22 protein-coding genes are annotated in these 24,497 nt (G+C 61.1%); 4 read left to right on the forward strand and 18 right to left on the reverse strand.

All coding sequences use genetic code 11. The features are described from left to right. Positions 1 to 30: 30 nt before the first annotated feature. Positions 31 to 894, reverse strand: a complete 864-nt coding sequence (locus tag AC1RQP_RS10460) for an SDR family oxidoreductase (protein ID WP_492936845.1) — start codon at positions 892 to 894, stop codon at positions 31 to 33. Positions 895 to 2,153: 1,259 nt separating this feature from the next. On the opposite strand from AC1RQP_RS10460, the gene AC1RQP_RS10465 reads away from it, so the two are divergent. Then, entirely contained in the window at positions 2,154 to 2,348 is a 195-nt protein-coding gene (locus tag AC1RQP_RS10465; protein ID WP_492936846.1) for a hypothetical protein, read from the forward strand. An 81-nt stretch (positions 2,349 to 2,429) separates the two neighbouring features. Here the strand turns inward: AC1RQP_RS10465 and AC1RQP_RS10470 are convergent, their stop codons facing one another. From AC1RQP_RS10470 to AC1RQP_RS10500, 7 genes are read right to left on the reverse strand one after another with little or no spacing between them, the layout of a single operon-like run. Continuing rightward, positions 2,430 to 3,155, reverse strand: a complete 726-nt coding sequence (locus AC1RQP_RS10470; RefSeq protein ID WP_492936847.1) for an ABC transporter ATP-binding protein — start codon at positions 3,153 to 3,155, stop codon at positions 2,430 to 2,432. Continuing rightward, positions 3,152 to 3,934 carry an ABC transporter ATP-binding protein gene (locus AC1RQP_RS10475; RefSeq protein WP_492936848.1) on the reverse strand — a complete coding sequence of 261 codons (783 nt, stop codon included), beginning with the start codon at positions 3,932 to 3,934 and terminating at the stop codon, positions 3,152 to 3,154. The genes AC1RQP_RS10470 and AC1RQP_RS10475 overlap by 4 nt, the downstream gene beginning before the upstream one ends. Continuing rightward, positions 3,931 to 4,893 carry a branched-chain amino acid ABC transporter permease gene (locus tag AC1RQP_RS10480; protein ID WP_492936849.1) on the reverse strand — a complete coding sequence of 321 codons (963 nt, stop codon included), beginning with the start codon at positions 4,891 to 4,893 and terminating at the stop codon, positions 3,931 to 3,933. Before AC1RQP_RS10480 ends, AC1RQP_RS10475 begins: the two co-directional genes overlap by 4 nt. Before the next feature lie 2 nt (positions 4,894 to 4,895). Further along, the gene (locus tag AC1RQP_RS10485) at positions 4,896 to 5,771 is read right to left on the reverse strand and encodes a branched-chain amino acid ABC transporter permease (RefSeq protein WP_492936850.1); all 876 of its coding nucleotides are present in this window, start codon (positions 5,769 to 5,771) and stop codon (positions 4,896 to 4,898) included. Between the two features lie 51 nt (positions 5,772 to 5,822). Further along, positions 5,823 to 6,971 carry an ABC transporter substrate-binding protein gene (locus AC1RQP_RS10490; protein ID WP_492936851.1) on the reverse strand — a complete coding sequence of 383 codons (1,149 nt, stop codon included), beginning with the start codon at positions 6,969 to 6,971 and terminating at the stop codon, positions 5,823 to 5,825. 33 nt (positions 6,972 to 7,004) lie between these two features. After that, positions 7,005 to 8,708: an FAD-dependent oxidoreductase gene (locus AC1RQP_RS10495; RefSeq protein ID WP_492936852.1), complete on the reverse strand. Its 1,704-nt coding sequence runs from the start codon at positions 8,706 to 8,708 to the stop codon at positions 7,005 to 7,007. 47 nt (positions 8,709 to 8,755) lie between these two features. After that, the gene (locus AC1RQP_RS10500) at positions 8,756 to 9,526 is read right to left on the reverse strand and encodes an SDR family NAD(P)-dependent oxidoreductase (RefSeq protein WP_492936853.1); all 771 of its coding nucleotides are present in this window, start codon (positions 9,524 to 9,526) and stop codon (positions 8,756 to 8,758) included. A 149-nt stretch (positions 9,527 to 9,675) separates the two neighbouring features. Between AC1RQP_RS10500 and AC1RQP_RS10505 the strand changes: the two genes are divergently transcribed. Next, positions 9,676 to 10,506 carry an IclR family transcriptional regulator gene (locus AC1RQP_RS10505; protein WP_492936854.1) on the forward strand — a complete coding sequence of 277 codons (831 nt, stop codon included), beginning with the start codon at positions 9,676 to 9,678 and terminating at the stop codon, positions 10,504 to 10,506. 73 nt (positions 10,507 to 10,579) lie between these two features. On the opposite strand, the gene AC1RQP_RS10510 is transcribed toward AC1RQP_RS10505, so the two are convergent. Then, the gene (locus tag AC1RQP_RS10510; protein ID WP_492936855.1) at positions 10,580 to 10,822 is read right to left on the reverse strand and encodes a CoA transferase; all 243 of its coding nucleotides are present in this window, start codon (positions 10,820 to 10,822) and stop codon (positions 10,580 to 10,582) included. 144 nt (positions 10,823 to 10,966) lie between these two features. Between AC1RQP_RS10510 and tnpA the strand changes: the two genes are divergently transcribed. After that, positions 10,967 to 11,341 carry an IS66-like element accessory protein TnpA gene (tnpA, locus tag AC1RQP_RS10515; protein ID WP_492936856.1) on the forward strand — a complete coding sequence of 125 codons (375 nt, stop codon included), beginning with the start codon at positions 10,967 to 10,969 and terminating at the stop codon, positions 11,339 to 11,341. Positions 11,342 to 11,589: 248 nt separating this feature from the next. Here tnpA and AC1RQP_RS10520 read toward each other — a convergent pair whose 3' ends face one another. The 9 genes from AC1RQP_RS10520 to AC1RQP_RS10560 all read right to left on the reverse strand — a co-directional run bounded on the left by AC1RQP_RS10520 (position 11,590) and on the right by AC1RQP_RS10560 (position 23,078). Further along, positions 11,590 to 12,759 (reverse strand): acyl-CoA dehydrogenase family protein, encoded by a 1,170-nt coding sequence (locus AC1RQP_RS10520; protein ID WP_492936857.1) that lies wholly within the window; start codon positions 12,757 to 12,759, stop codon positions 11,590 to 11,592. Next, positions 12,756 to 14,783 (reverse strand): acetyl/propionyl/methylcrotonyl-CoA carboxylase subunit alpha, encoded by a 2,028-nt coding sequence (locus AC1RQP_RS10525; protein WP_492936858.1) that lies wholly within the window; start codon positions 14,781 to 14,783, stop codon positions 12,756 to 12,758. Before AC1RQP_RS10525 ends, AC1RQP_RS10520 begins: the two co-directional genes overlap by 4 nt. Continuing rightward, positions 14,768 to 15,565, reverse strand: coding sequence for a crotonase/enoyl-CoA hydratase family protein (locus AC1RQP_RS10530; RefSeq protein ID WP_492936859.1), 798 nt, complete (start codon positions 15,563 to 15,565; stop codon positions 14,768 to 14,770). Before AC1RQP_RS10530 ends, AC1RQP_RS10525 begins: the two co-directional genes overlap by 16 nt. Before the next feature lie 12 nt (positions 15,566 to 15,577). Then, positions 15,578 to 17,176, reverse strand: a complete 1,599-nt coding sequence (locus AC1RQP_RS10535) for an acyl-CoA carboxylase subunit beta (RefSeq protein WP_492936860.1) — start codon at positions 17,174 to 17,176, stop codon at positions 15,578 to 15,580. A 319-nt stretch (positions 17,177 to 17,495) separates the two neighbouring features. Further along, complete coding sequence (locus tag AC1RQP_RS10540; RefSeq protein ID WP_492936861.1) at positions 17,496 to 19,103, reverse strand: acyl-CoA carboxylase subunit beta; 1,608 nt, start codon at positions 19,101 to 19,103, stop codon at positions 17,496 to 17,498. Beyond that, complete coding sequence (locus AC1RQP_RS10545; protein WP_492936862.1) at positions 19,103 to 19,609, reverse strand: acyl-CoA carboxylase biotin carboxyl carrier protein subunit; 507 nt, start codon at positions 19,607 to 19,609, stop codon at positions 19,103 to 19,105. Before AC1RQP_RS10545 ends, AC1RQP_RS10540 begins: the two co-directional genes overlap by 1 nt. Further along, complete coding sequence (locus AC1RQP_RS10550; RefSeq protein WP_492936863.1) at positions 19,609 to 21,084, reverse strand: acetyl-CoA carboxylase biotin carboxylase subunit; 1,476 nt, start codon at positions 21,082 to 21,084, stop codon at positions 19,609 to 19,611. The genes AC1RQP_RS10545 and AC1RQP_RS10550 overlap by 1 nt, the downstream gene beginning before the upstream one ends. A 13-nt stretch (positions 21,085 to 21,097) precedes the next feature. Further along, positions 21,098 to 22,906 carry an acyclic terpene utilization AtuA family protein gene (locus AC1RQP_RS10555; RefSeq protein WP_492936864.1) on the reverse strand — a complete coding sequence of 603 codons (1,809 nt, stop codon included), beginning with the start codon at positions 22,904 to 22,906 and terminating at the stop codon, positions 21,098 to 21,100. 13 nt (positions 22,907 to 22,919) lie between these two features. Then, on the reverse strand, positions 22,920 to 23,078 hold the full coding sequence (locus AC1RQP_RS10560; RefSeq protein ID WP_492936865.1) for a hypothetical protein: 159 nt from the start codon (positions 23,076 to 23,078) through the stop codon (positions 22,920 to 22,922). A 196-nt stretch (positions 23,079 to 23,274) separates the two neighbouring features. Between AC1RQP_RS10560 and AC1RQP_RS10565 the strand changes: the two genes are divergently transcribed. After that, positions 23,275 to 24,489 carry an acyl-CoA dehydrogenase family protein gene (locus AC1RQP_RS10565; RefSeq protein ID WP_492936866.1) on the forward strand — a complete coding sequence of 405 codons (1,215 nt, stop codon included), beginning with the start codon at positions 23,275 to 23,277 and terminating at the stop codon, positions 24,487 to 24,489. The last annotated feature ends 8 nt before the right edge of the window (positions 24,490 to 24,497 follow it).

Genomic DNA, 24,497 nt, shown 5'->3' on the forward strand with positions numbered 1-24,497 from the left:
TCGATTCAATTCGCGGCTCGTTGAACGTGGTTAGCCTATTTTGAAATAGTCTGGACGCCCCGTCGGCCACGGATCACCCCACAGCTGCTGACCGCCATCGACTGTCAAGACTTCTCCAGTGATGAACTTGCCTGACGGCGCAGCCAGGTAAACCACGGCCTCGGCAATATCCCACTCGTCTCCCGATCGGCGCATGGGATTGGATTCCTCGAAGGTGGCCGCGCCTTCCGGCGAATAGTTGCTGAATCCGTTGCTTTCGCAGCATCCAGGCGCGACGCAGTTAACCCTGATGTTGTGCGGCGCCCATTCCACGGCCACCGATTTGGATAGATAGATCACACCGGCGCGCGCCGCGCAGGAATGCGCGATACCTGGCAGGCCGCGCCAGATGTCCGCGACGATGCTTACAATGTTTCCAGACTCTCCTGCCGCGACCCATCTCTTCGCCGCAGCTTGCATCATCCACCATGTCCCATTGAGGTTCGTGTCGATTACTGCATTCCAACCCTTGGGCGAGTAGTCGAGCGCTGGTTGCGGGAATTGCCCTCCAGCGTTGTTGACCAGCACATCCAGCCGTCCGAAGCGCTCATACACCGCGCTGATGAAGCCAGCTACTTGCTCTGGATCGCGAATGCTCAGTTGACAGCTCAGTACATCGCCGCCGAAGCCGCGCAAATAATCCGCAGCGCGTTTCAGTTTGTCCTCGTTGCGACCGCAAATCGCCAACGACGCACCTAGGCGCGCAAAAAGGCAGGCGATTGCCCGCCCTAGGCCGCTGCCCGCGCCCGTAACGACGACCGCTTTTCCTTTGAAGAGGTCAGGCTTGAAAACCGTCGCGCAATTGCGCAACTTGGATTCCGAGAACCCGAACGGCGCCCGCGGTAAACTGTCCATTCCCTCCCTCCCCGATCGTTTATGCGGGCTTGATCTTATCTAACATGTGTTAGAAAGTGACGCAAGGCGCTTCGCCCCGGGGAATTGCTGTCGCTCTTAGCCGGCAAGGAAAAGTAAAGTAGCTTTCTTTTTCGGCGCGTTTTCATCGTTCTGGTCCCACCACCGGGTTCTATCGTTGTGGCACTGCGCAATAACGGCGTCCGCGTGAAGCCGGGCTTGCCGTTGGTCTTGACTGACGTCTGCGCAGGCCTCTGTCCGACGCCACGCGATGTTGAACGTTTCCCGAGGCGGCGATCCCAAGGTGACATTTCGATCAGCCTGATCAACCGGACCGCGCGTCTCATTGATGTCAGGATGGCATCGTCGAATATCTCAAACTTGCCGACCCGCTATCGACTTGTCGAGAAAGTCGGTCGATATGTTCCACCGCCTTCTCGATCGCCCTCTCCGGAAAGTCGACGAGGGTCGTCACGTCGTGGTCAATCCGGTCTGTGCGACGCAAAGTCGCACGATGGACGCGGGAATCGCGCTGGTTGCCGCGTTCGCTTGGACGAAGCGAGTATAAGACCTTTCAGGAAGGGGACCTACTGGCAGTGCGACTTTTCGAAGCGGTTGTCCCGAGAACCCCTTTGTGGGTTACTCTTCCGCGAGTTTTCGACAGCGTGGGCTCAAGGCGGCGGACAACAGCAATAAAAAGAGCGCCCGCTCCGCCGTGTATCTGGCGGCTGGCCGGCTGTTTTCCCGACCCTGCATGACGATGTCACCTCCGGCCGTGCAGACGCTCCATCTCCACGAACGACGGCGCTGTCTCAGAATCAACTCGAATACGGGGAAAGGATAAGATTTCCCCTCGATTTGGGTCCTCCATGAGCAACACGGCTCCGCGCGGCGCCCACAAACGGGCGAGCAGCCTCTCTCACTTCGCACCATGGCCTCTCGCCCCTTCGATGTCGAGGGTGCATTCTTATAGCTGTCCACTCGAACCTTCATTGAATCTGACGAAAACTCAGCTTCCTCGGTTTGGGCCGAATGAACAACCTACTGAGAGCACACGCTTAGCAACCGACATTGGCACCTCCCCCACTCGCTAGAAGTGCGTCAGCGGCAATGACAATACGCGTTTCGACGAATGCCGGCGGGTGCGCGACTTCGCCGAAGCGGTGGAGCGGCTCTCCGCCACGGTTGTCGAAGAGGCGCCCGCGACGGCACGCACGGTCGGCCATCACTAACCGCTCTGGCATCATCCGCGGAGTCTTCGCATGACCGAGCCTGCCAAGCCACGGACCGCCGCGACACTCATGCTCGCGCGCGACGGCACAGACGGATTAGAGCTATTCATGGTCGTCCGCCATCATGAGATCGAGTTCGCATCGGGCGCCATTGGAGTGACTTGTTACAGGATGATCGACACGCTCATCGGTACACGACTTCGCGGTGAAGAACGGCCGACTTGACATATTATCCATCGCGGACACTGACGTCTTTCCCGCCGGCTTCCGGCCTAGACCGGGCAAGAAAGTTCGATCGGGCGCCATTCAGACGCTCGACCGTCCTCCCAAAAATGCTTCGATGAAGGTATGATCCGAAAGCAGCGCCGCGCCCGTGCCTTGCTTGACGACACGACCCAGGGAAAGAACGCATGCCTGATCAGCAATGCGTAACGCCGCGTGCGCGTTCTGCTCAACCAGAAGAATGCCTAGCCCGTGGGCGTCGCGCAGCTTAACGATGAGCTTGAATATCCCCGCGACGACGAGGGGAGCCAAGCCCATCGAGGGCTCGTCCAGCATCAATATCTTTGGATCTGCGATCAAGGCTCGACCGATCGCGAGCATCTGCTGTTCACCGCCCGACAACGTGCCCGCAGCCTGCGAGCGTCGTTCGATCAACCTCGGAAAGAGCTCGTAGACCCATTTCATCCGCTCCAGGACTCGCTCTCGGTCTAGGCCGTACCCGCCGAGCATCAGGTTTTCCTCGACGGCGAGTTCGGCGAAGACCCTTCTCCCCTCCGGCACGTGTCTTATCCCGGCACGAGCGATAACTGCCGGGGCCCTGCCGAGAATAGAGTGTCCGCGGCAGAGAATGTCGCCGTTGCTGGGGCGGATGAAGCCGGAGATAGTGTTCAGTAGCGTCGATTTCCCTGCGCCGTTCGCTCCGACGAGCGCCAGGATTTCGCCTTCTCGCACCGAGAGCGAGACGCCGTGCAATACTTCGACCGATCCATATCCCGCCCGCAGGCCGTCGACCTCCATGAGCGCCGTCATGCGAGTTCCTCGACCGTCCCGAGATATGCAGCGATTACATCCTTATCGGCCTTGATGGTTTCTGGCGCTCCTTCGGCCAGCTTTCGCCCGAAGTTCAGCACGACGATGTGGGACGAAATCGACATCACCATTCCCATATCGTGTTCCACCAGCAGGACGGCACGGCCGTCGGCGGCGATGCCCACGAGGAGCGAAGCGAGTTCGTCCGCCTCACTCCGGTTGAGCCCTGCTGCCGGTTCGTCGAGCAGCAGAAGTTTCGGATCTTGCGCGAGCGCGCGCGCGATTTCGACCCGGCGTTGATGGCCATACGGCAGATCGGCCGCAGGCCGTCCCCACCACTCCTCGGAGACCCCCACCCGCGCGAGGCATGTGCGGGCGCGTTCGGCAAGTTCTTCGTTCTCGGCCATGACAAGCCAGGGGCGGAGCAGAGAACCCAGCAGGCTATGCTTTCCGAAGCGATAGGCGCCCGCCATGACGTTCATCAGAACGCTCATGCCCTGGGCCATCTGCGGCGTTTGGTAAGTGCGGGCTATTCCGGCCCTAGCACGCACATATGCGGGCGTTCCGGCAAGATCGCGTCCGTCGAGGCGTATCGTTCCTCGGTCAGCGGTGAGAACGCCCGTGAGGAGGTTGATCAATGTCGTTTTGCCGGCCCCGTTCGGACCGATCAAGGCGGTCACCTCGCCAGGAGCCATGGAAAACGACATGTCCGCGACGGCATCGATGCCGCCGAAGCTTTTGGAAACGCCAGTGATTTCAAGGGTCGCTTGGAGCATCATACCGACTTCCGCCGGAACGTGAAAACGCGGAACAAGGTCTCGCCCAAGCCGTTAGGCGCAAATAACATGATCAAGATCATCGCGACCCCATAGACGAGCTGCTTGGCTTGATCAAATCCTTCGAGCAGGTTTGGCAGGACCATGATAGCGAAGGAGCCGAAGATGGCTCCCCAGATCGTGGACAATGAACCGACGATCACCATCATTAGAAGCTCGATGGAAAGACCGACGCCGAAGGCGGAAGCATTGAACGAGCGGAGATAGAGCGCTAGGAGCCCTCCGGACAAGCCAGCGAGCGAGGCGGAAACGGCGAAGATCATGGATTTCGCCTGCGCCGTGTTCATGCCCATGCATTCGGCGACCAGCTCCGACGAGCGCAGGATCATCAATCCCCGCCCGAACCGACCGTCGACGATGTTGGCCGCTACCGCTGCGGCAAGGCAGAGCGCGAGAATCGACAGCCAGAAGACCACGCGCTCGTGGGCGAGACCCGCGAAGGCCATGCTCGGCATATCGACGATCCCCGGATCGAGCCCGCCGGTCACATCGCGCGCCTGTGCTGCTACCACGTAGAAGACCGCACCCAGCGCCAACGTACCGAGAGCGAGGTTATGTCCCGACAATCTCAGGATTGGACGAGCGATCAAAAATCCGAGGATGCCGGGCAGTACGACCGCTGCTGCCAGTGCGAACACGACAGGCGATCCCAGCCTCTGTAGACAGAACGCTACGGTGTAGGCGCCGATCCCAACGAAGGCTCCGTGTCCGAGCGATACTTGGCCGGCGTAGCCGACAAGCAAAGTCAGCCCCAGGGCCGCAACCGAATGAATCATCGACAATATGATGATCGAGCGGTGAAATTGGCTCGATACGCAGAATTCGCCGAGTGCGAGTAAAGCGGCGACCAACGCCAAAATCTGCCAGTCGCGACGCAGCCTCGAAGTCTTGTGCAGTGTCATCGTCAGACCCTGCGCACGACGGCTTTTCCGACGAGCCCCTGAGGCCGCAGGATCAACACGAGTATGAGAAGCACAAAGCTTACCGCATCCTTGAAGCCAGATGCCACGAATCCCGAGGTGAGGCTCTCGACGAGGCCTATCAACAGGCCACCCACGACCGCGCCCAGCGGATTGCCTAATCCCCCGGCGACAGCGGCCGCAAAGCCTTTCAGTCCGAGAAAAATGCCGTTTTCGTAGAATGCCGCGGACATCGGAGCGAGCATCGCCCCCGCGAGACCACCGATCGAGCCGGCCATGATCATGGACAGAGCCGCCGTCCGCCTGGGTTCTATTCCGCAAAGCGCGGCCGCCCGAGGTTCCTGGCTCGCGGCACGCATGGCCTTTCCCAGCATCGTCCGGGAAAAAACGTACCAGAGCGCCGCGCTGACGACGACGAGAACCATAATGATCCATAACCCTTGGCTAGGGATGTAGACATTGCCGAGCAGCACGAGCGGGAGCACGCCGAATTCCGGCACGAAGCTGACATCCCTGCCGAAGGCGAGAGCAGCGAGGCCGCGCAATGCCAATGCCGACCCGATTGTCAACATGACGAGCGTGAGGGGATCTGAGTTTCGCGCCACATCGAGCACGCCGCGTTGCAGGACCCACCCGACGAGCGCGCATCCGGCAACCGCGGCCAGAATTCCGACCGGCATCGGCACTCTCGCGGCGGCGACCAGTCCCGCCAGAAGCACTCCTCCAAGCATCATAAATTCGCCGTTGGCAAAATTGATAATTTTAGTCGCATTGTAGACGATGGTGAAACCCAACGCCGCCATGCCGTAGACGCAGCCTACGACGATGCCGGAGACCACCACTTGGAGAAACATATCCATCGAATCCTTCGGAGGGTAGCCGGGTGACGCCTGTGCGGTCGGCCGCGCCGATCACTTCACCACGACGAACTTCCCGTTCTGAATCTTGAGCATGACCATTGACTGAGACGACGCATCGAGACCGTTGTGGTTGTCGGCCGTGAACTTGAATATGCCGTTCGCCCCCGGGAAGCTAATGCCGTCAGCCATCGCTTCGGCAAGTTTCGCGCGATCAACGCTGCCGGCCTTTTTCACCGCCTCCTCTACAAGCCTGAGCGCGTCGGCCGGATGACCGATGAACGTCGTGGCGTCCGACTTGTATTTGGTTTTGTAGTCCTCCGCGAGCTTGCTGACCACGGCACGCATGGGATCGTCCGCGGGAAGGCTCTCCGGCGCGAGGAGACGCATGGAAGATACGAACGAGTTCTCCGCGGCCGCACCGGCCTGCTCGATCAACTGAGGGCTTGCAGCTCCATAAGAATTATAGATTGGTTTGTTGAAGCCGACGGCGGCGGCGTTCTTGAGGATGATCGTCGGGCCGGGGTTCACGCTCCAGATGAGAAGCGCGTCGGCGCCGCTCGATCGAATCTTGAGAACTTGCGGAGTCATGTCCGTATCGCGCGGTCCGAATTCCTCGGCCGCAACTATCTTCATTCCGGTCTTGCTGGCGACTTCCTTCACCACGCTGGCACCCGCCTGACCATATCCGTCGGCCGAAGACAGCAGACCGATGGAATGGATGCCCTTGCTCTTCATGAATTTCAGAAGATGCTCCGCGACGATGCGATCGGTGGGCGGCGTCTTGAACACGAACGGTGTAGGTGGCACGACAACGGTTTCGGCGCCGGCCATCGAAATCAGCGGCACCTTCATCTCGTTCGCAACCGACCGGATGGCGAGACTTTCGCCCGTGGTCGACGGACCGATTACGACCGAGACGTTGTCGGAATCTGCGAGGCGCCTGAACTGCTGTGCCGCGAGGGTTCCGTTGCCTTCGGTGTCATAGAAGAAGGGCTTGACTTTATAGCCTGACATGCCGCCGCGGGCATTGATCTGTTCGACGAGCATCTCGAAGACGTTTTTCTGCGAAGCGCCGAGGAACGCTGCAGGACCGCTTGCCGCCATCAAGGCACCGATCCGGATCGCCTTGTCCTCGGCGTTAGCCGGGAGGATCACTGTCGCGATGAGACCTGCCGCGAGAAGCGCTCTGCGTATCACCATGGTATTTCCCCCTTGTTTATCGATTGACCCGGTTCAATATCTTGCGCCCGCAGCATGCAGGCCCGCGATGTACCCGAAAGTCATTCCGGGACCCAGCGTGATGCCGCCACCGGAATAGTTGCCTCCCAGCACGCTCGCCATATCGTTACCGACTGCGTAGAGCCCGGGAATCGGACGTCCGTTCGCGTCGATGACTCGTGCGTGAGCGTCGGTGCGTAGGCCTGCGAAGGTACCGATGTCACCGGGAAGGACGCGAACCGCGTAAAAGGGGCCGTTCGCGATCGGCGCCATACACGGGTTCGGCTTGACTTCTGGATCTCCGTGAAAGCGATTGTACGCTGTCGATCCTTTTCCGAAGGCGGAATCCATTCCGGTGGGAACGTCGGCGTTCCATTTGGCGATGGTCCTTTCGAACTCGCCAACCTCGATGCCGGCATTGTTAGCGAGGTCGGCAAGCGTTTCGCCGACGATGAGATATCCCGAACGGATTGACGGGCCAACCGGCAGTGGCGCCGGCTTCACATGGCCCAACCCGTATTTTCGGATGGTCTTGTGATCGGCGATCAGAAATGCCTCGACGGGCTTTTCCGACGAACACGCACGTTTCATGCCTTGGACGAAGTCATGATAGCTGTTCGACTCGTTAACGAAACGACGTCCCGCGCGCGTGACGGCGATCACTCCGGGTTTGCCGCGATCAATGAAGTGGGGGAACGGTCCTTTGGTGCCGTCTTCGCGCGGCACCAAGCTCGTCGGAGCCCAAGCCGCCGCATTCGGATAGCCTTTCACCGCGTTTCCGCCGACGGTCTCCCCGAGACGAATGCCATCGCCCGTATTGCCCGGGCTAGCTGCAGACCAATGCTCGTCGAGATCCGCGCGGTGGCCGTAGAGCGTTTGCCGACGTGCAATATCCAGAGGAAATCCGCCGCAAGCCAAGACTACACCGCGACGAGCGACGATATGACGAGAGCCTTTCGGCGTCTGAACTTCGGCACCCGTCACGGCCCCATTCTCGTCCCGAAGAAGGGCCTTGACCGGACTGTCCAGCCACAACTCGACTCCAAGATCTCGCGCGGAGCGGAAAAGCCTGGCGGCCAGAGCATTACCATTCGTCAGAAGCTGGCTTCGTCCCTTGAGGAGCCGATCGAAACCGTACTTTGTAAGGCGGCGCGCCACATAGACGAAGGATTCCAGACGCTGGGTAGCTCTGTAGAAATGCCAAAGCTCTTTACCGGATCCGATGGCGAGACCAAACAGAGTGAGTTCGGGGCGAGGAGGCCGCAATCGCTCGATGTCTTCGCCCAGAACTTTAGCATCCACCGGCTTCGTGAGTATCGACCGGCCACCAGGCATTCCGCCTGGGGCATCCGGGTGATAGTCCGAAAAAAGAGGAGAAGCCTCGAAACGGACGGCCGTCTTGTCTTGCATGAAGGAGACCATTTTCGGCCCGGCTTCGAGGAAGGCTTCGACCCGCTCCGCGTCGTAGTGATTGCCAGCTTCGTGACGCATGTACGCCCGTGCGGCATCCATGGAATCCTTGATGCCTTCAGCCGCATCGAGATGATTATTGGGTACCCACAGGTAGCCACCGGAGAGGGCTGTCGTTCCGCCGAAGACTGCCTCCTTCTCGACGACGATGACCTTCAGTCCGTGTTTGGCCGCGACTACGGCCGCCGTGAGTCCGCTTGCGCCCGATCCGGCGACGAGGAGATCGTATTCCAGAAGAGTTTCGGGCATCGAACTTCCCTGCTGTCGGCGTTGTTCTTTCGATCGGAACGCTGCGCTCAGTTCGCCAGGTATCCACCGTCGACCGGGAGCATGACGCCGGTGACGTAGGAGGAGAGCCGCGAGGTCAGAAAGATGGCCGGGCCTACCAACTCGTCGGGTTCGCCCACTCGGCCCATGGGCGTGTGACGGAGAAAGCGATTGATGGCATCGGGATTGGCGCGCGTCGTTTCGGTCATCGGCGTGGCGATGACGCCCGGTGCGATACCGTTGACCCTTATGCCGTGCTCGGCGAGATCGACCGCCAGGGCCGTCGTCAATTGCTTCACCGCGCCCTTCGAAGCCGCGTAGGCCGCTGAATTCTGGTAGGCAACGAATGATGCGATCGAGCCGATATTGAGGATCCGACCTTTCGTGCGAAAGAGTTGGGGAAGCAGCGAGATCGCCATGGTGGCGCAGCCCCGGACGTTTATGGCCATCTGTTCGTCCAAGTGGTCGAGAAAAGCAGGATCGTCGGGAGGTGTCCGTCTAGTGATGCCGGCATTGTTCACAAGGATCGAAATGTCGCCGAAAAATTCTGCCGCGCGAGCCGCCGCCGCCTGACAGGCCTCTCGGTCCGCCACGTTCAATTCGATGCCGACAGCTCTCCCGCCAGCGCTCACTATAGCCTCGGCCACTGCCGCGACTCCTGCTGCATTCAGATCGGAAACGATCACGCTTGCACCGCTGGCGGCCATTCCTCGCGCTATCGCAGCTCCGTTACCTTGGGCTGCGCCTGTGACGAAAGCGACGTCTCCTTCCAAGAGACTGGAGACTGCTCCTCCAACCATGACGTCCCTCCCAAAGTGCAATCCATTTCGAAAGCTAGATTTTATATTGTATAATATAACTCCTATATTGTAATTCATATTTCCTCCTCGAAATACGTCAAGGGCTTTTTTGTTTTGACAATTATCTTCGGTTTGGGCAGGCCGGTCGCATGCTGAGAGAGAATCGCGCGCAAACAGGGAAAAGCGCCTCGGAATCGCCTCAACTCGGGATCCAGTCCGTTGAAGTCGCCGGCGACATCCTGAATGCCTTGATCCATGCCGACGGACCTTTGAAACTGGCGGAACTGGCGCAGCGCGCTGGGATGCCGTCCGCCAAAGCACATCGCTACCTAGTGAGTCTGATCCGGATCGGTCTTGCTACCCGCGACGGAGTATCGGCGCGCTACGACCTTGGTCCCATCGCACTACAGTTGGGCCTAAAGGGGTTCTCGAGATTCGAGCCGCTCCGGTTCGCGGAGGCGACCTTACGCGAAATCGTCGACCAAGTCGGCGAAACTGCCGCGCTGGCAGTTTGGGGGGAGAAAGGACCTACGATGATCCGCATCATCGAGGCCCGCCACGAGTTCGCTACGACGATTGCGCTCACCCATCATTGCCCGATGACCTATTCCGCAACTGGGCTACTGTTCTGTTCGTTCGAAGATGCCGCCAGAACCGATACAGCGATCGAGCGCGAACTCGAACAGAATCGGCGATCGGGAAGGCTGAACGTCCCGCACGATCGCGCCATCTTGGCTCGAGCGATCCAGGAAACCCGGGCGCGTGGATTTGCCTGCATGTCTGATGGAGGCGGCGAGGGATATGGGGCGGTGAGCGCTCCAGTGTTCGATGTGACCGACAGCCTTTGCATGGCCTTGACAGTCTTCGGCCGAGCAAATCGGGTGGACGCAAGCCCGGGTGGAGTCTTGGGCAAGGTGGTCGCCGACGCCGCCCGACGACTTTCCGGATCCCTAGGGTACAGAGAACCAGGCTCAAGCTGAGCGCCACGGACATTTTTCGCGAGCACTACAGCGCATGCGCGAAGTCCGCAACTCCCTCAGATGCTGCAAACCTCTAAAAAAAATCGCTCTTCCGGAGATTGTCGTCGCGACATAGAAGCTGGAAATCACTCACCCGTCCGCTCGGTATGTCCGCGGCGGCGAGGCGCTTGAGCCATTCGTCGGCCGCTCTCTCCGCCATTTCCGGGACGACAATCCCGTATAGCTTGTCGATCTTCCGGACACGCGCCACCATCCGGGAAAACCGAGGATATCCGATCAGGTCCTTACGATCCATGCAACGAACAATCGCTACCATTATTCATTCGTCATCGCCAGAACCGAGATATTGTCAGAAATTGTGGGTAATTGAAAGACCGTGAAGGCCGCCTTGCCAAATGAGGCGTGTTGTTGAGAATTGTCCTTATGTGATAGGCGCAGCGCCCAAGTCGAACGGCTTGAGGTGGTGGACACGAGCCGGCGGCGGCGCTGGTCCGAGGATGAGAAGCTCAAGATCGTCCTGGAGAGCTTACAGGCACCGCGCCAAGTCGCGGCAACAGCGCGGCGGTACGGCGTTTCGCGCTTATTGCTGCTGCGATGGCGACCGTCGTTTCGGCCTGAGCCGAAGGATGCTGTCCATCAACCCGGCTTCGTACCGGCGATGGTAGTCGCGGAATCAGGGCCGACGCTTTGTCCAGTCGCGCCGGTCAGCAGCGGCGGGTCGATCGAGATCGAGATCGAGTTTGCTGCCGGAGCTCGGATGCGGATCACGGGTTCGGTCGACGCGGCGACGCTGAGGGCCGCCGTGGCGGCGCTGGCAGATGGGCGCCTAGGGTGATCCCCATTGCGTCGGGCGTGCAAACGCAGTCAATCGTACCCAGCCGTGATCGCGAACAGCAAGGCGCCTTCACTGCCGCGGCATGCCGCACCCCGGCCACGCCGAAAACGACGCTCGCTCCATCGGGACGTCGTCGGTCGGCATCTCAGCGACCGATTCGTTCACTCGCCGTAATCCATCCAGCTTGTCATCAGACTGGAAATACTTCGCGCGAGCGTTCTGAGATGTTGCAGGTGTAGGCCAAACGACTACATTCGTTTAGCGACCTCTTCGAGCATCACCTCGCTGGCGCCGCCGCCAATGGCCTGAACGCGAGCGTCGCGGGACATTCGCTCCACCGCCAGTTCGCGCATGTACCCCATGCCTCCGTGAAACTGAACGCAGTCGTAAAGAACCCTGTTCACCAATTCGCCGCAATAAGCCTTGACCATCGAAACTTCACGCACGCAGTCGCGGCCTTCGCAGTCCAGACGGGCAGCGTGATACATGAGCTGCCGTCCCGCTTCGACCTGGGTCTGGCAATCCGCCAGGCGCTGGCGCACAGCCTGTTTATCCCACAGTACACCGCCGAACGCCCTGCGTTGCTTGACATAAACAACGGTCAAGTTCAGTGCGGTTTGCGCTTCAGCCACTGCCAGCGTACCCAGTACGATCCGCTCGTTCTGGAAATTCTTCATCACCGAATAGAAGCCACGATTGACTTCGCCCAGCACGTTTTCGGCAGGCACGCGAACATCCTCGAACACCAGCTCGGCGGTGTCGGAGCACAGCCATCCCGTCTTCTTCAACGCTCGGCTTACCGAAAAGCCGTGTGCACCCTTCTCGACGGCGAACATCGTGATCCCACGGGAGCCCTTCGCTCCCGGATCGGTCTTGGCGGCGACAAAATAAAGGTCGGCGTGCACGCCGTTAGTTATGAACATCTTGGTGCCGTTCAGCAGCCAATCGGAACCGCTTTTCACGGCGCGCGTACGCATACCTGCGACGTCAGATCCCGCGCCAGCTTCGGTGACGGCCACTGCCGTGATCTTCTCGCCGCTCGTGATGGCAGGCATCCAGCGCGCCTTCTGCTCGGGCGTCCCGGCGTTTTCCAAATGCGGCGACGCCATGTCGGTATGGACCAGAACCGTCGCCGAAAATCCGCCGAAGGTGGAGCGGCCCAGTTCCTCGGCCAGCATCACACTCGCCATCGTGTCGAGCCCGGCACCGCCATACTCGGGATTGTAGCGCATTCCCAGAACGCCGAGCCCGCCCATTCTGCGTAGGACCTCGCGAGGTACCAGGCCTTGCTCCTCCCACGCATCTGCGGCCGGAATAACTTCGGTCTCGATGAACCGCCGCAGTTGAGCGCGGATCATCTCCAGCTCTTCGCCGAAGGGGAAAGCGGTGGCCTCAGTTCGGACTTGAAAGGTATTCATGTGTCTTCCTTCCGCGCTATTCGGACAAGAGGGGCGCCACTAGTTACGGTGTCGCCCGTCAAGCAATAGATTTCTTCCACAGTACCGCTCAAAGGGGCGGCCAAGCTTTGCAGTAGCTTCATTGCCTCCAGCACCACCAATGTCTGACCTCGTTCGACAAAGTCGAACTGCTTGACGCTGAGCTCGACGACCGTGCCGGGCATTGGCGCATTCAGAATATCCTCGTCAGCTGAACCCGCGCCGGCGCCGCTGCCATGAAGATCCTCGAGCGTGAGGAAATGGACCTGCATCATGCCATCACGGCTCGAAAGGTGAACACGCCAGCTTTCGTCGGTACGTTCCACGTAAGCGATACGGGCAAACGGTCGCCCGGCAACGCGCCCCGTCAATCGTCCGTCACGGAGCTGGAGGTCATCGATCAAGACCGGCGCCATATTTGCTCCGCGCACCTCCAGCCGCAAATCCTGCCCGACCACCAAAAGCTCTTCCAGCTCGTCCCTAGCTAGCCAATAGCATGCCGCACCGCGCCGACCCGCCAGATCGGTCACACGCCAAGCCCCCAAGGAATGCCACGGGTTGGCATGCTCGGTCCCGGCTAAATGTTGATGCAGGGCTAACGCCGCCAGCGCTCGGCTATCATTGTCGGGCTCTGGCGCCTTCCACCCGCCGGGAAAAAGCTGTTCGAGCGCTGCGGTGTGGTGGCGCAGCGCGGCGAAATCCGGGTGAGTGAGCAGCGCGCGCTGATAGGAGATATTCATACCGACGCCTCCGACGGCGAATTTGTCGAGCGCAGCAACGGCCTGGCGGATTGCACCTTCACGATCGCCTGCCTGCACGATCAGCTTGGCGAGCATCGAATCGTAGTGATGGCTTACGACACTGCCCGTCTCGACCCCTGAGTCGAGCCGAAGGTCTGGGCCGCCGGGGGGCGCCCAGAGGGTGATCGTGCCGGTTTCGGGACGAAAGCGCTCGCCGGGATTCTCAGCTGCAAGGCGGATCTCGATCGCATGATCCGCGCAACGGATGTCCTTCTGAGCGAAGGCCAGCTCTTCGCCGCGCGCGACTCGCAGTTGCCATTCGACGAGATCGATGCCGGTGACCGCTTCGGTCACCGGATGTTCAACCTGAAGGCGGGTGTTCATTTCGAGAAAATAGAACTCGCGACGCGCAGGATCGTAGAGATATTCGACCGTGCCCGCTGAGTTGTAGCCGATGGCGCGGGCGAGGCTCACGGCGGCCCCGAGCATTTCTTCACGCAGCGGGGCAGGCAGACCAGGAGCTGGCGCCTCCTCGATAAGCTTCTGGTGGTTGCGTTGGAGCGAGCAGTCGCGATCCCACAGGTGCACAACATGACCGTGGCTATCGCCCAAGATCTGCACTTCGACATGGCGTGTGCGAGGCGCGTAGCGCTCCAGAAACACCGTCGCATCGCCAAAGGCCGCGCGCGCTTCGGATTTGGCGGCGCGGATCGCCTCAGCTGCCGCGCCCGGCTCGGTAACTAGCCTCATTCCCCGCCCTCCGCCGCCGGCGCTGGCCTTGACGAGGAAGGGCACGCCGAGGCACTCGGCCTCGGCGTGCAGCCGCGCTTCGGACTGGTCCGCACCGCGATAGCCGGGCAAAATTGGCACGCCCGCCGCCTCAGCCGCCGCCTTGGCCTCGATCTTCGAACCCATCCGCGCAATCGCCTCGGGCGAGGGGCCGACGAAGGCGAGCCCCGCTTCGATCACGCGGCGAGCGAATTCGGCGCTTTCCGACAGGAAGCCGTAGCCAGGGTGCACCGCGCCCGCGCCGGTGGCGCGCGCGGCCTCCAAGATCGCTTCGATGTTCAGATAGCTCCGCGAGGGTGCCGGCGGGCCGACGCAGATAGCGTCATTGGCCTCACCTACGAAGGGGGCATCGCGGTCGGCCTCGGAATAAATGGCGACACTTTCGAGTCCGAGTGTTGCGCAGGCGCGCTGGATGCGCCGTGCGATCTCGCCTCGATTGGCGATGAGGACGCGCGTGAAGTTCATTTCACGCGCCATGAGGGCGTGCCCTTGCCCAAAAAGCAGTTTATGCCTTCGACTCCCTCTTCGGTCTCCCAGGCGTCGGCCAACCGGTCGGCGGTATAGATCATGTTGGCGTCGAGATCATGCCGGGCGACATAGGCGATGAGCCGCTTGGTTCCGGCTACTGCCCCGGGGGCGGCCTGCAGGTGGGCATGGACGACGCGTTCCACCGCCTTGTCCAGCGCCTCAGGTGCAACGACCTCGGTCAGAAGTCCGAGCCGCTCGGCGCGAGCAGCATCGAATAGCGCTCCCGAGAGCATGGTCTCGCGTGCCGCAGCCACCCCGATCCTCGCCACCACATAGGGCGAGATATTGGATGGCAGCAGGCCCATACGCGTCTCCGTAAGACCGAACTTCGAACCTTCAATGCCGATCGTGTAGTCGCACACCGAGATCAGACCAACGCCGCCGCCATAGGCTGGACCGTTGACCCGCCCGATCAACGGCTTGGGTAGGGCATCGAGCCTGCGCAGCAGATGGGCCAGCGATGCGCTCTGCGCCACCCGCTCAATGCGTGTCTTTTCCACATTCGAAGCGAACCAGTTGAAGTCGCCGCCTGCGCAAAAACTCTTGCCTGCACCGGTCAGTACCACGATGCGCACGGCGGGGTCGTCCGCCAGTATCTGAGCTGCTGCACCCAGGTCGGCGATCAATTCGCCATTGATCGCATTGTGCTTCTCCGCACGGCTTAGCGTCAGCGTCGCAACCCCGCGGGTATCCACGTCCACGGTCACGGTCTTGTTTATGCCAAGGCTCATGCTTGCATTGCCTCACATTCTGAAGACGGGCGTGTGGCGCCCGGCCTCGGGCACTGAGGTAACGATGGCGAGGCACAGCCCGAGGACGTCGCGAGTCTGGCCCGGCTCAATCAGACCATCGTCCCACAGCCGCGAGGTTGCATAATAAGGATTGGATTGTTCAGCATATTGCGCGCGCACTGCGACCTCGATCTTCTCCAGCTCCGTCTGCATCTGCTTCTCTTCGCCTCCTTTTTGAAGGCGCAATTCCATCATCACATTTGCTGCAATGTCCGCTGACATGGTGGCAACTTCTGCCGTCGGCCAGGCGAACAGAAAGCGCGGCGCAAATCCGCGGCCGCACATTCCGTAGTTGCCCGCACCATAGGAGCCGCCCACGATCACCGAAAGTTTGGGTACCTTGGCCACCGACATGGCATAAACCAGCTTGGCGCTGTTCTTGGCGATGCCGCCGCGCTCGGCTTCGGTGCCGACCATGAAACCTGTGACATTGTGCAGGAAGACAAGGGGCAGATTCCTCTGGTCGCACATTGAGACGAACTGCGCGCCCTTGAGCGAAGAATCCGACAGAAGCGCGCCGTTGTTGCCCAGGATGCCGACCTGATAGCCGTAAATTCGCGCAGTGCCGCAGACCAGCGTCGCACCCCAATCGGGTTTAAATTCGTGGAATTCACCGGCATCGATCACGCGCAGCAGGAGCTCGCGCACGTCATAGGGCTCCTTGCGGTCGGCGCTAACGATACCCAGAAGCTCCTCGGGATCATAAAGCGGACGCCGCGGTGGAGCTGCGGCCGCGGTTGGACGTTTCAGCCCCAGACTAGCGACAATATCGCGCATGAGTGCGAGCGCGTGATGCTCGTTTTCGGCAAGATGATCGCTCACGCCCGAGACGCGACTATGCATCTCGGCCCCCCCGAGGGTCTCGCCATCGACTTCCTCGCTGATCGCCACCTTGACGATCGAGGGGCCACCCAGATGAATGCGAGCATTGCCGCGCACCATGATAACCTCGTCGGAGAGTGCGGGAATATAAGCTCCGCCAGCCGTGCAGCCGCCAAACACTGCCGATATCTGCGGCAGCCCCGATGCCGACATGTTGCATTGCCGGTAAAAGGCGTTGCCGAAATCACGCCCTCCAGGAAATACTCGGTCCTGCTCGGGCAGATAGGCGCCGCCGCAGTCAACGAGATAGAGACAGGGCAGCCGGTTTTGCTCGGCGATCTCCTGCGCGCGAATGTGTTTCTGCACTGTCTCGTGATAGAATGATCCGCCTTTGACCGTAGCGTCGTTCGCGATCACCATGCAGGGCAGGCCGTGGATGATTCCAATACCAGTGACGACGCCTGCACCCGGCACTTCGCCACCATACTGTCCCCAAGCGGCGAGGCTGGAAAGCTCCAGAAATGCCGAGCCGGGATCGACCAGGAGGTCGATGCGCTCGCGCACCAGCAACTTGCCGCGAGCGCGGTGACGCTCGACCATGTCGGCCCGGCCGCCACCTGTTGCCTCGGCCATCCGCTCGCGCAGAAGCGCCACGCGCGTCTTCTGCGTTGCGCGGTTTCGGACGAAGCGTTCTGAAGCGGTGTTGAGTGATGAAACCAGCCGTCCCACTAGTCCATCTCAGATTGTTAAGCCGTCGCCACAGATCAGGTTCTGCCTAGACTTCGATTCCGTTGTGCAGATTGATCGTGCCGCAGCCTCGCGGCGCGCACTACTAACTTGCCGGAGCGGTGCAGGCGGCGAGACCTCCTACTTTTCGCAAGTTCGTGGCTTCTGAAGGGGCACGCCTCCGACGCCTAGACCTCCTGTGATCACAGCTTTCTCCTTTCCGCCGGAGTTACTGGTCCGTCCGGATTCATCCCACCAGCCATATCTAACAGTTGTTAGAATTAGACTGATCGAAGGAAGCGGTCAACCATCGCCCGTTGCCTTAAAGCCGGAATATGCCGTAATGCGGGTCTCCGATTGGCGCATTCAACGCCACCGAGATCGATATTCCGAGCGCGTTGCGCGTATCGACCGGGTCAAGGATACCGTCGTCCCAGATTTCCGAGGTCGACGTATAAGCCTCGACGTCGCGATTGTAGCTTTCCAGAATCGGTTCGCGGATCGCCGCGATCTCTTCTTCGGTCAGTTTCCGCCCCTCGAGGTGCAACTGGCGGATCTTTACGTCGGCCAACGTGTTGGCGGCCTGCTCGGCGCCCATCACGCCGATTTCAGCCTGCGGCCACATGAACAGCGTGCGCGCGTCCCAAGCCCGTCCGCACATGCCGTAGTTGCCTGCTCCGTAGGAGGCATTGGCGATCACCGTGAATTTCGGCACCACCGAGCCACCTTGCGCCATCAGCATCTTGGCGCCGTCCTTGGTGATGCCGCGCTCCTCGTATTCGCGCCCCACCATGTAACCTGTGATGTTCTGCAAAAACACCAGCGGAGTGCGGTTTTGATTGCAGAGCTGGATGAAATGCGCCGCCTTGAGCGAGCTGTCGTTGAACAGTACGCCATTATTGGCGAGAATCCCGACTTTGAAGCCCCATATATGGGAAAAGCCGCACACGATCGTGGTGCCGTAGTGCGGTTGGTATTCGTGAAAGCGCGAGCCATCGACGATGCGCGCGATCACTTCCCGCATATCGAACTGGGTCTTCCGGTCCTTCGGTATGATCCCGTAAAGCTCTGTCGGATCGTAGTGAGGCGGCTCGGGCGGCGCAGTCTCGATCGCCGTCTTTTCGGGTCGTGTCCATTGGTCGACGATCTCGCGCGCCAGTGCGAAAGCGTGCTGCTCGGAGGTTGCGCGATAGTCGCCCGTGCCTGACACAGAGGTGTGCATCACCGCGCCGCCAAGCTCCTGCACGCCAACCTCCTCTCCAGTGGCTGCCTTCACCAGTGGAGGCCCTCCGAGGAAGATCGCACCGTTGCCTTCAACGATGATATTGTAGTCGCTGAGCGCGGGGACATAGGCCCCACCCGCCGTGCAGTGGCCGCCAACCACGGCCACCTGCGGCACGTTCATCCGGCTTAGGATCGTTTGGTTGCGGAAGATGCGCCCGCCCAGGTAGCGGTCCGGAAACACGCCGTGTTGGAGCGGAAGAAAGCCGCCAGCGCTGTCGCAGATGTGAACGACCGGCAACCGGTTCTCGATCGCCACGTCCAGGAGGCGCACGATCTTCTTCACCGTGAGCGGATACCAGGCACCGCCCTTGACGCTGGCATCGTTGGCATGGATGGCGACCTCGCGGCCGGAGACGATGCCGATGCCAGTGACCACTCCGGCGCCGGGAACCGAGCCGTCGTAGGCGCGGCATGCCGCGAGCGTCGAGAACTCCAGAAACGGAGTACCGGGATCGAGCAGCAACTCGAGGCGCTCGCGCACGGTGAGCTTGTTCTGGCGCTTGAGCCGGTCCAGGTCGCGCTGCGGCCGTTCATAACGCGCGGCCTTCTGCCGTGCGTGAAACTCCTTGAGCCGTCCGGTCATGGCGGCGTAGTTGTTACGGTACTCTGCGGAGCTGGTGTTGATCTGACTTTCGATCCGGCGCATCAGCCCTCCTCCATCGGCTCAAGACGTGCAAGGATGGCTTTCAACCCAAACTTGTCGCCGGCTGCGAAAGGGAGTTCCGCAACTATCCCGTCGCGCGGCGCGCAGAGCGTCATCTCCAGTTTCATACTCTCGATCACCATCAGCGGCTGACCATCCAAGACGCTGTCGCCTGGCGCGACGTTGACCGAAACGACGACGCCCGGCATTGGAGCCCTCACCTCGTGCTGACTGGCTCCGGCGTTACCTGCGACCAGCCGCTCCACAGGATCGACCAGTCCGATCTCGTAGGCACGGCCGTCCAGATGAATGAAGCTCGCCGCCTCGCCAACGGCGATACGTAGTGGAAAGCGTTGGCCCTGAAGCGTCAGCACATATGCACCTTTGCGGCCCGCCGGCGCGAGCGAGCAGGAAAGTGCCCGCTCACCCACATGCAGCACGTGGCCCTCCAAGGTTTGCTCCAACCAAACCTCCTGCTCGCGCCGGCCAATCTGGAGTATGCGCCGCATCAATTCCTCCACGCCCCCATCATGCGGTGGATCTCCGGAATCCTTGCAGCCCTCCGAACCAGCCGCGCGTCCGAGAGCGCGGCCGCGGCCATCAGGACGTCGGCCGCACCGCTTCCCTCCGCCTGCGCGGTCAGTGCCGCGGCCTCCTCTGCCAGGAACGCGGTCGAGACATCGCCCGAGAGAAAGCGGGGATGGGCCAGGATCGCATCGAGATAGCCGGTGTTCGTTGTCACCCCGAGGATCACATAGTCCCTCATTGCGTTGCGCGCGCGGGCGATCGCCATTGCCCGATCGCGCCCATGCACGATCAGCTTGGCCAGCATCGGGTCGAAGTCGGCTGTCACCGCGCTTCCTTCCATTATGCCTCCGTCGACACGCACACCCGGACCCGTCGGTTCTTCCAGAAGCAGAACTTTTCCGATCGCCGGGCGGAAACCCGCCGACGCATCTTCCGCGCAGATGCGCAGCTCGATCGAATGGCCGGTCTGCCGGATGTCGGACTGGGCAATTCCTAGCTTCGCGCCGCCAGCGATGCGCAGCTGCTCGGCAACCAGGTCAAAGCCGGTGACCATCTCAGTCACCGGGTGCTCGACCTGAAGGCGGGTATTCATCTCAAGAAAATAGAAGGTGCCGTCGGGGGCATAGATGAACTCCACGGTTCCAGCTCCGCGATAGTTCGCTGCCCGCGCGATTCCGGTGGCAGCTTCGCAGATTTCGGCGCGCTGCTCCGGGCACAACGCCGGCGAGGGCGTTTCCTCGATGATCTTCTGAAACCGTCGCTGTACCGAGCATTCGCGCTCCCAGAAATGGATGACATTGCCCTGACCGTCACCCATAACCTGGACTTCGATGTGGCGCGGACGTTCGATGTAGCGTTCGACGAACAATCGTCCGTCGCCGAAATAGCGCTCGCCCTCGCGGCGGGCGGTGGCAATTTCGGTCTCGAGGAACTCACGTTCGCGGACGATGCGCATTCCTTTGCCGCCGCCCCCTGCCGAAGGCTTGACGAGTAGCGGATAGCCGACCGCGCCGGCACGCTCGACAAAGGTTGCCGGGTCCTCGTCCTCAATCGCCGACGGTGCTACGGGAAAACCACGCTCGGCCACGAAGGCGCGGGCTCGCACCTTGTCTCCCATCAGATCGATCACCTGTTCGTTCGGGCCGACGAAGATGATGCCGGCCTTGTCCAGCGCCCGCACGAAGGCGGCGTTCTCGGCCAGAAAGCCGTAGCCAGGATGCACCGCATCCGCCCCGATACCCGCCGCAGCCTCCACTATCTGCCCGATGTCGAGGTAGGCGGCGATCGGCGTCGGCCCGTCGATCTCCACCACATGGTCCGCAAGAAAATGGGCTGGAGCCGCTTCCTCATTTCGGTGACGCAGGACCGCGGTCTGCATACCCTCAGCACGGGCGGTACGCAGGACCCGCGCAGCGATCTCCCCTCGGTTCGCAACAAGCAGCTTGATGATACCCATGGCGCTAAATCGCTCACGCCGCCGCGGCGGCAGTTGGCACCAGGCCATGCGCCCTGACCAGATCAGCGGGTACGGGGATGTGAATGTCCAGCAGCATCTGGGCAAATCCCTTGCCCTGCGGATCGATCCGCACCGAGGCGATGCCCCCGCCGCCCAGCGACTCGTGCAACAAGAAGTTCAGTGCATGAATGCCCGGCACCTCGAACCGCTCGACGCGTCCATTGCAGAGATGGGCGAAGTAGTCCTTCACCCTCTCTTCAGTCAGCGCGGCGCGGATAAAAGTAAGATACTCAGGCCTGCGCGCGATGACGCCGATATTGGCGATGTCACCCTTGTCGCCCGACCGCCCCCAGGCCAGCGCCACCAGCGGCACCTTCACCGCTTCCGGCCCCGGATCTGCTACGGGAAAATCCTTCGCTGCCTGCGCTGCGGCGACCGTCACCGCATCGGCAGCGAGTGAAAGCGGTACCGCCTTGCCGTCCACCTCGACTGTGACCGACGTTTCGGCTTTGCCGTGCAGGAAAGAGAATAGCCGTACAACCGGCTGCACCTTGGGCCGGCCGGCAAAGAAGCCGGTCAGTCCCTGCGCGGAGGAGACCGCCATGGGCGCGATCTCGCGGGCGAAGATTTCCAGCGCCGCCCGTTGGTCGTGGGCCGCACCGATCTTCATGACCACTTCGCGAGTGCGGGCGCGGGCATTGGGCCCATAGGCCGCCTCGGTACCCAGGATCTCGACACTGACTTGGCGGAAATCGCCAAAATTGCGTTGGCGAAACAAGCGTCGGCAGCGGGTGAGAATTGCATCAGCTACTCTTTCCGCCTTGGCTGGCGCGTCGATTGCGGCAAGGGTCATCGTAGTGATCGCGCGCCAACCATCGGCGTAGGTTGCAGAGGCCTTGTAGGTGTGCGTGCGGCCAAGTCCGCGCGCGCCTCTCACCAGTACTCGATCCTTGCCGGCTTCATCCAGCGTCACCTGCGACCAGTCGCAGATCACATCCGGCAGGATGTAGCGCCGCGGATCGCCGATCTCGTAGAGCATCTGTTCGCCCACCGACGCCGGCACAACAAGCCCTCCGGTATTCTCTGGCTTGGTCATGACGAAACTGCCATCGGGCCCGACTTCGACGATCGGCATCCCCATATTGTCCCAGCCCGGCACATCCTCCCAGTCGGTAAAATTGCCACCCGTGCCCTGTGGCCCGCACTCGATGAGATGGCCCGCGAGCGACCCTTGGGAAAGCCTATCCCAATCATCGTCGCGCCAACCGAATTCATGGATGAGGGGCCCGAGCGCGACTGCGCTGTCCACACAGCGCCCTGTGACCACAATCTCGGCGCCGGCATTGAGCGCGGCTGCGATTGGCCGCGCGCCGAGATAGGCGTTCATGCTCATGAGCTCTTCGGGAACCCGTTCACCCGAATACATCTCGGTCACCCCTGCCGCACGCATGTTGCGTGCGCGGTCCATCAGGTCATCACCTAGCACGGCGCCGATACTGATCTTCACGCCCGCAGCTTCGGCCGCTTTGGCGAGGGCGTCGCGGCATCCGCGTGGATTGATCCCGCCGGCATTGGCGACCACCTTGATGCCGCGACGCTTGATCTCGGCGAGGAATGGCGCGAGAGCCTGGACAAAATCCGGTGCATAGCCCGCGTCGCTGGTCTTCGCTCTCGCGCGCGAGAGAAGCGACATCGTGACCTCGGCCAGATAGTCGAAGACCAGATAGTCGAGATTGCCCTTGGTCACCAACTGCCCGATCGCCTCGGGCGTGTCGCCCCAAAAACCGGAAGCGCAGCCGATGCGCACGATTCGTTCAGCCATGGTCCCCTCCAACCTACGGATTCATGTCCAACGGAACATTTCTTCTCAGCGAATACGGAAAGAACTGACCTGCATCGTCCATCATGGCAGCCGCGGCCGTTGTGTCGGCCAAGCGAGAGAATTCGTCGACCCCCTCTTCGAAGTCGTCCAAATCGGTTACGTCGATCATCATTCTACGCTCCCAGGGTCGCAAAGCTGGCTGGTGGCGAAACCTCCCTACCAGCCCCCCGCCGCGGCATACGGTTGCTACTTGAACACTTTTCTAACATATGTTTGATTTTGGTCAACGGCGTGCGTATGCTGCCAGCGGTCATCTTACGCGCCGCGTGGGCCGAATTTGCACAGGCTTCGCCAGGGAGGGACGAATTATGGATGCATCAAGCGGTCCATCACCGGGTGAGCTGGCGGCTGTCCGGGCAAATTACGACTTCACCGAAGAACAGCAGGCGATCGTTGATCACGTGGAGAGAGTGGCCCGTGACGTGCTCCATCCTCTGCAACAGAAAATGGACGCCGAGGAGTGGTGGCCGGAGGATTTATTCAGCCAGATGGGCGAGCTTGGTCTGCTGGGCATCACCGCGCCTACGGAACTGGGCGGCAGCGGCCAAGACGAATTTGCCCAAGCGCTGGTAACCGAAATCATATCCAAGTGGAATCCAGCCGTTGGCCTATCGCACGGCGCGCATGACAATCTGTGCCTCAACAACATTCTGCGCAACGGCTCGGAGCAGCAGATCAGAAAATACGTCCCCGGCCTTTGCGCGGGCAAGCTCGTGGGCGCGTTAGGTCTCACCGAACCCGGCGCGGGATCGGATGCGCTCGGTTCGATGGCCACCACCGCAGTGCGTGACGGCGACAGCTACGTTCTGAATGGCTCGAAGTTGTATATTACAAACGGCCCAATAGCCGATGTGGTTCTGGTCTATGCCAAGACTGACAAGTCGAAGGGAGCCAAGGGCATCTCCGCCTTCATCCTCGAAGCCGATACACCGGGCTTTAAGGTAGCGCAGAAGCTCGACAAGATGGGTTTCCGCGGCTCCCCGACCGGCGAATTGGTGTTCGAGGACTGCCGCATTCCCGCCGCCAACCTGATTGGCGCAGAGAACACGGGCGTCTCGGTGGTGATGAGCGGGTTAGACCTCGAGCGAGCGATGGTCGCCTCGCTGTGCGTCGGGATGGCCGAACGGGCGCTCGAACTGGCGCTAGACTACGCCAAGCTGCGCCAGCAGTTCGGCAAGGCCATCGCCAGCTTCCAGATGGTGCAATCGAAGCTCGCCGAGATCTATGTCGATGTGGAAAGCGCCCGTGCCCTCGGCTACAGGGCCCTTGCGGCTTGTGTCGGGCTTCCCAGAGGCGGCGGCGGTCGGGGAGAAATCCACAAACTGACCGCCGCTGCCTGTCTTTATGCGGGAGAGGCATTCAACCGCGCGGTGACCGAGGCCTGCCACATCCATGGTGGTTCGGGCTATATGCAGGATACCGAGATCAACCGGTTGTATCGCGCCAACAAGCTCCTGGAGATCGGCGCCGGTACCAGCGAAGTGCGAAAGATCATTATCGCCGAAGAACTTCTGCGCGACTGAGGTAGACG

This window comes from Bradyrhizobium sp. GW821-FHT13H06 (genome assembly GCF_058803975.1).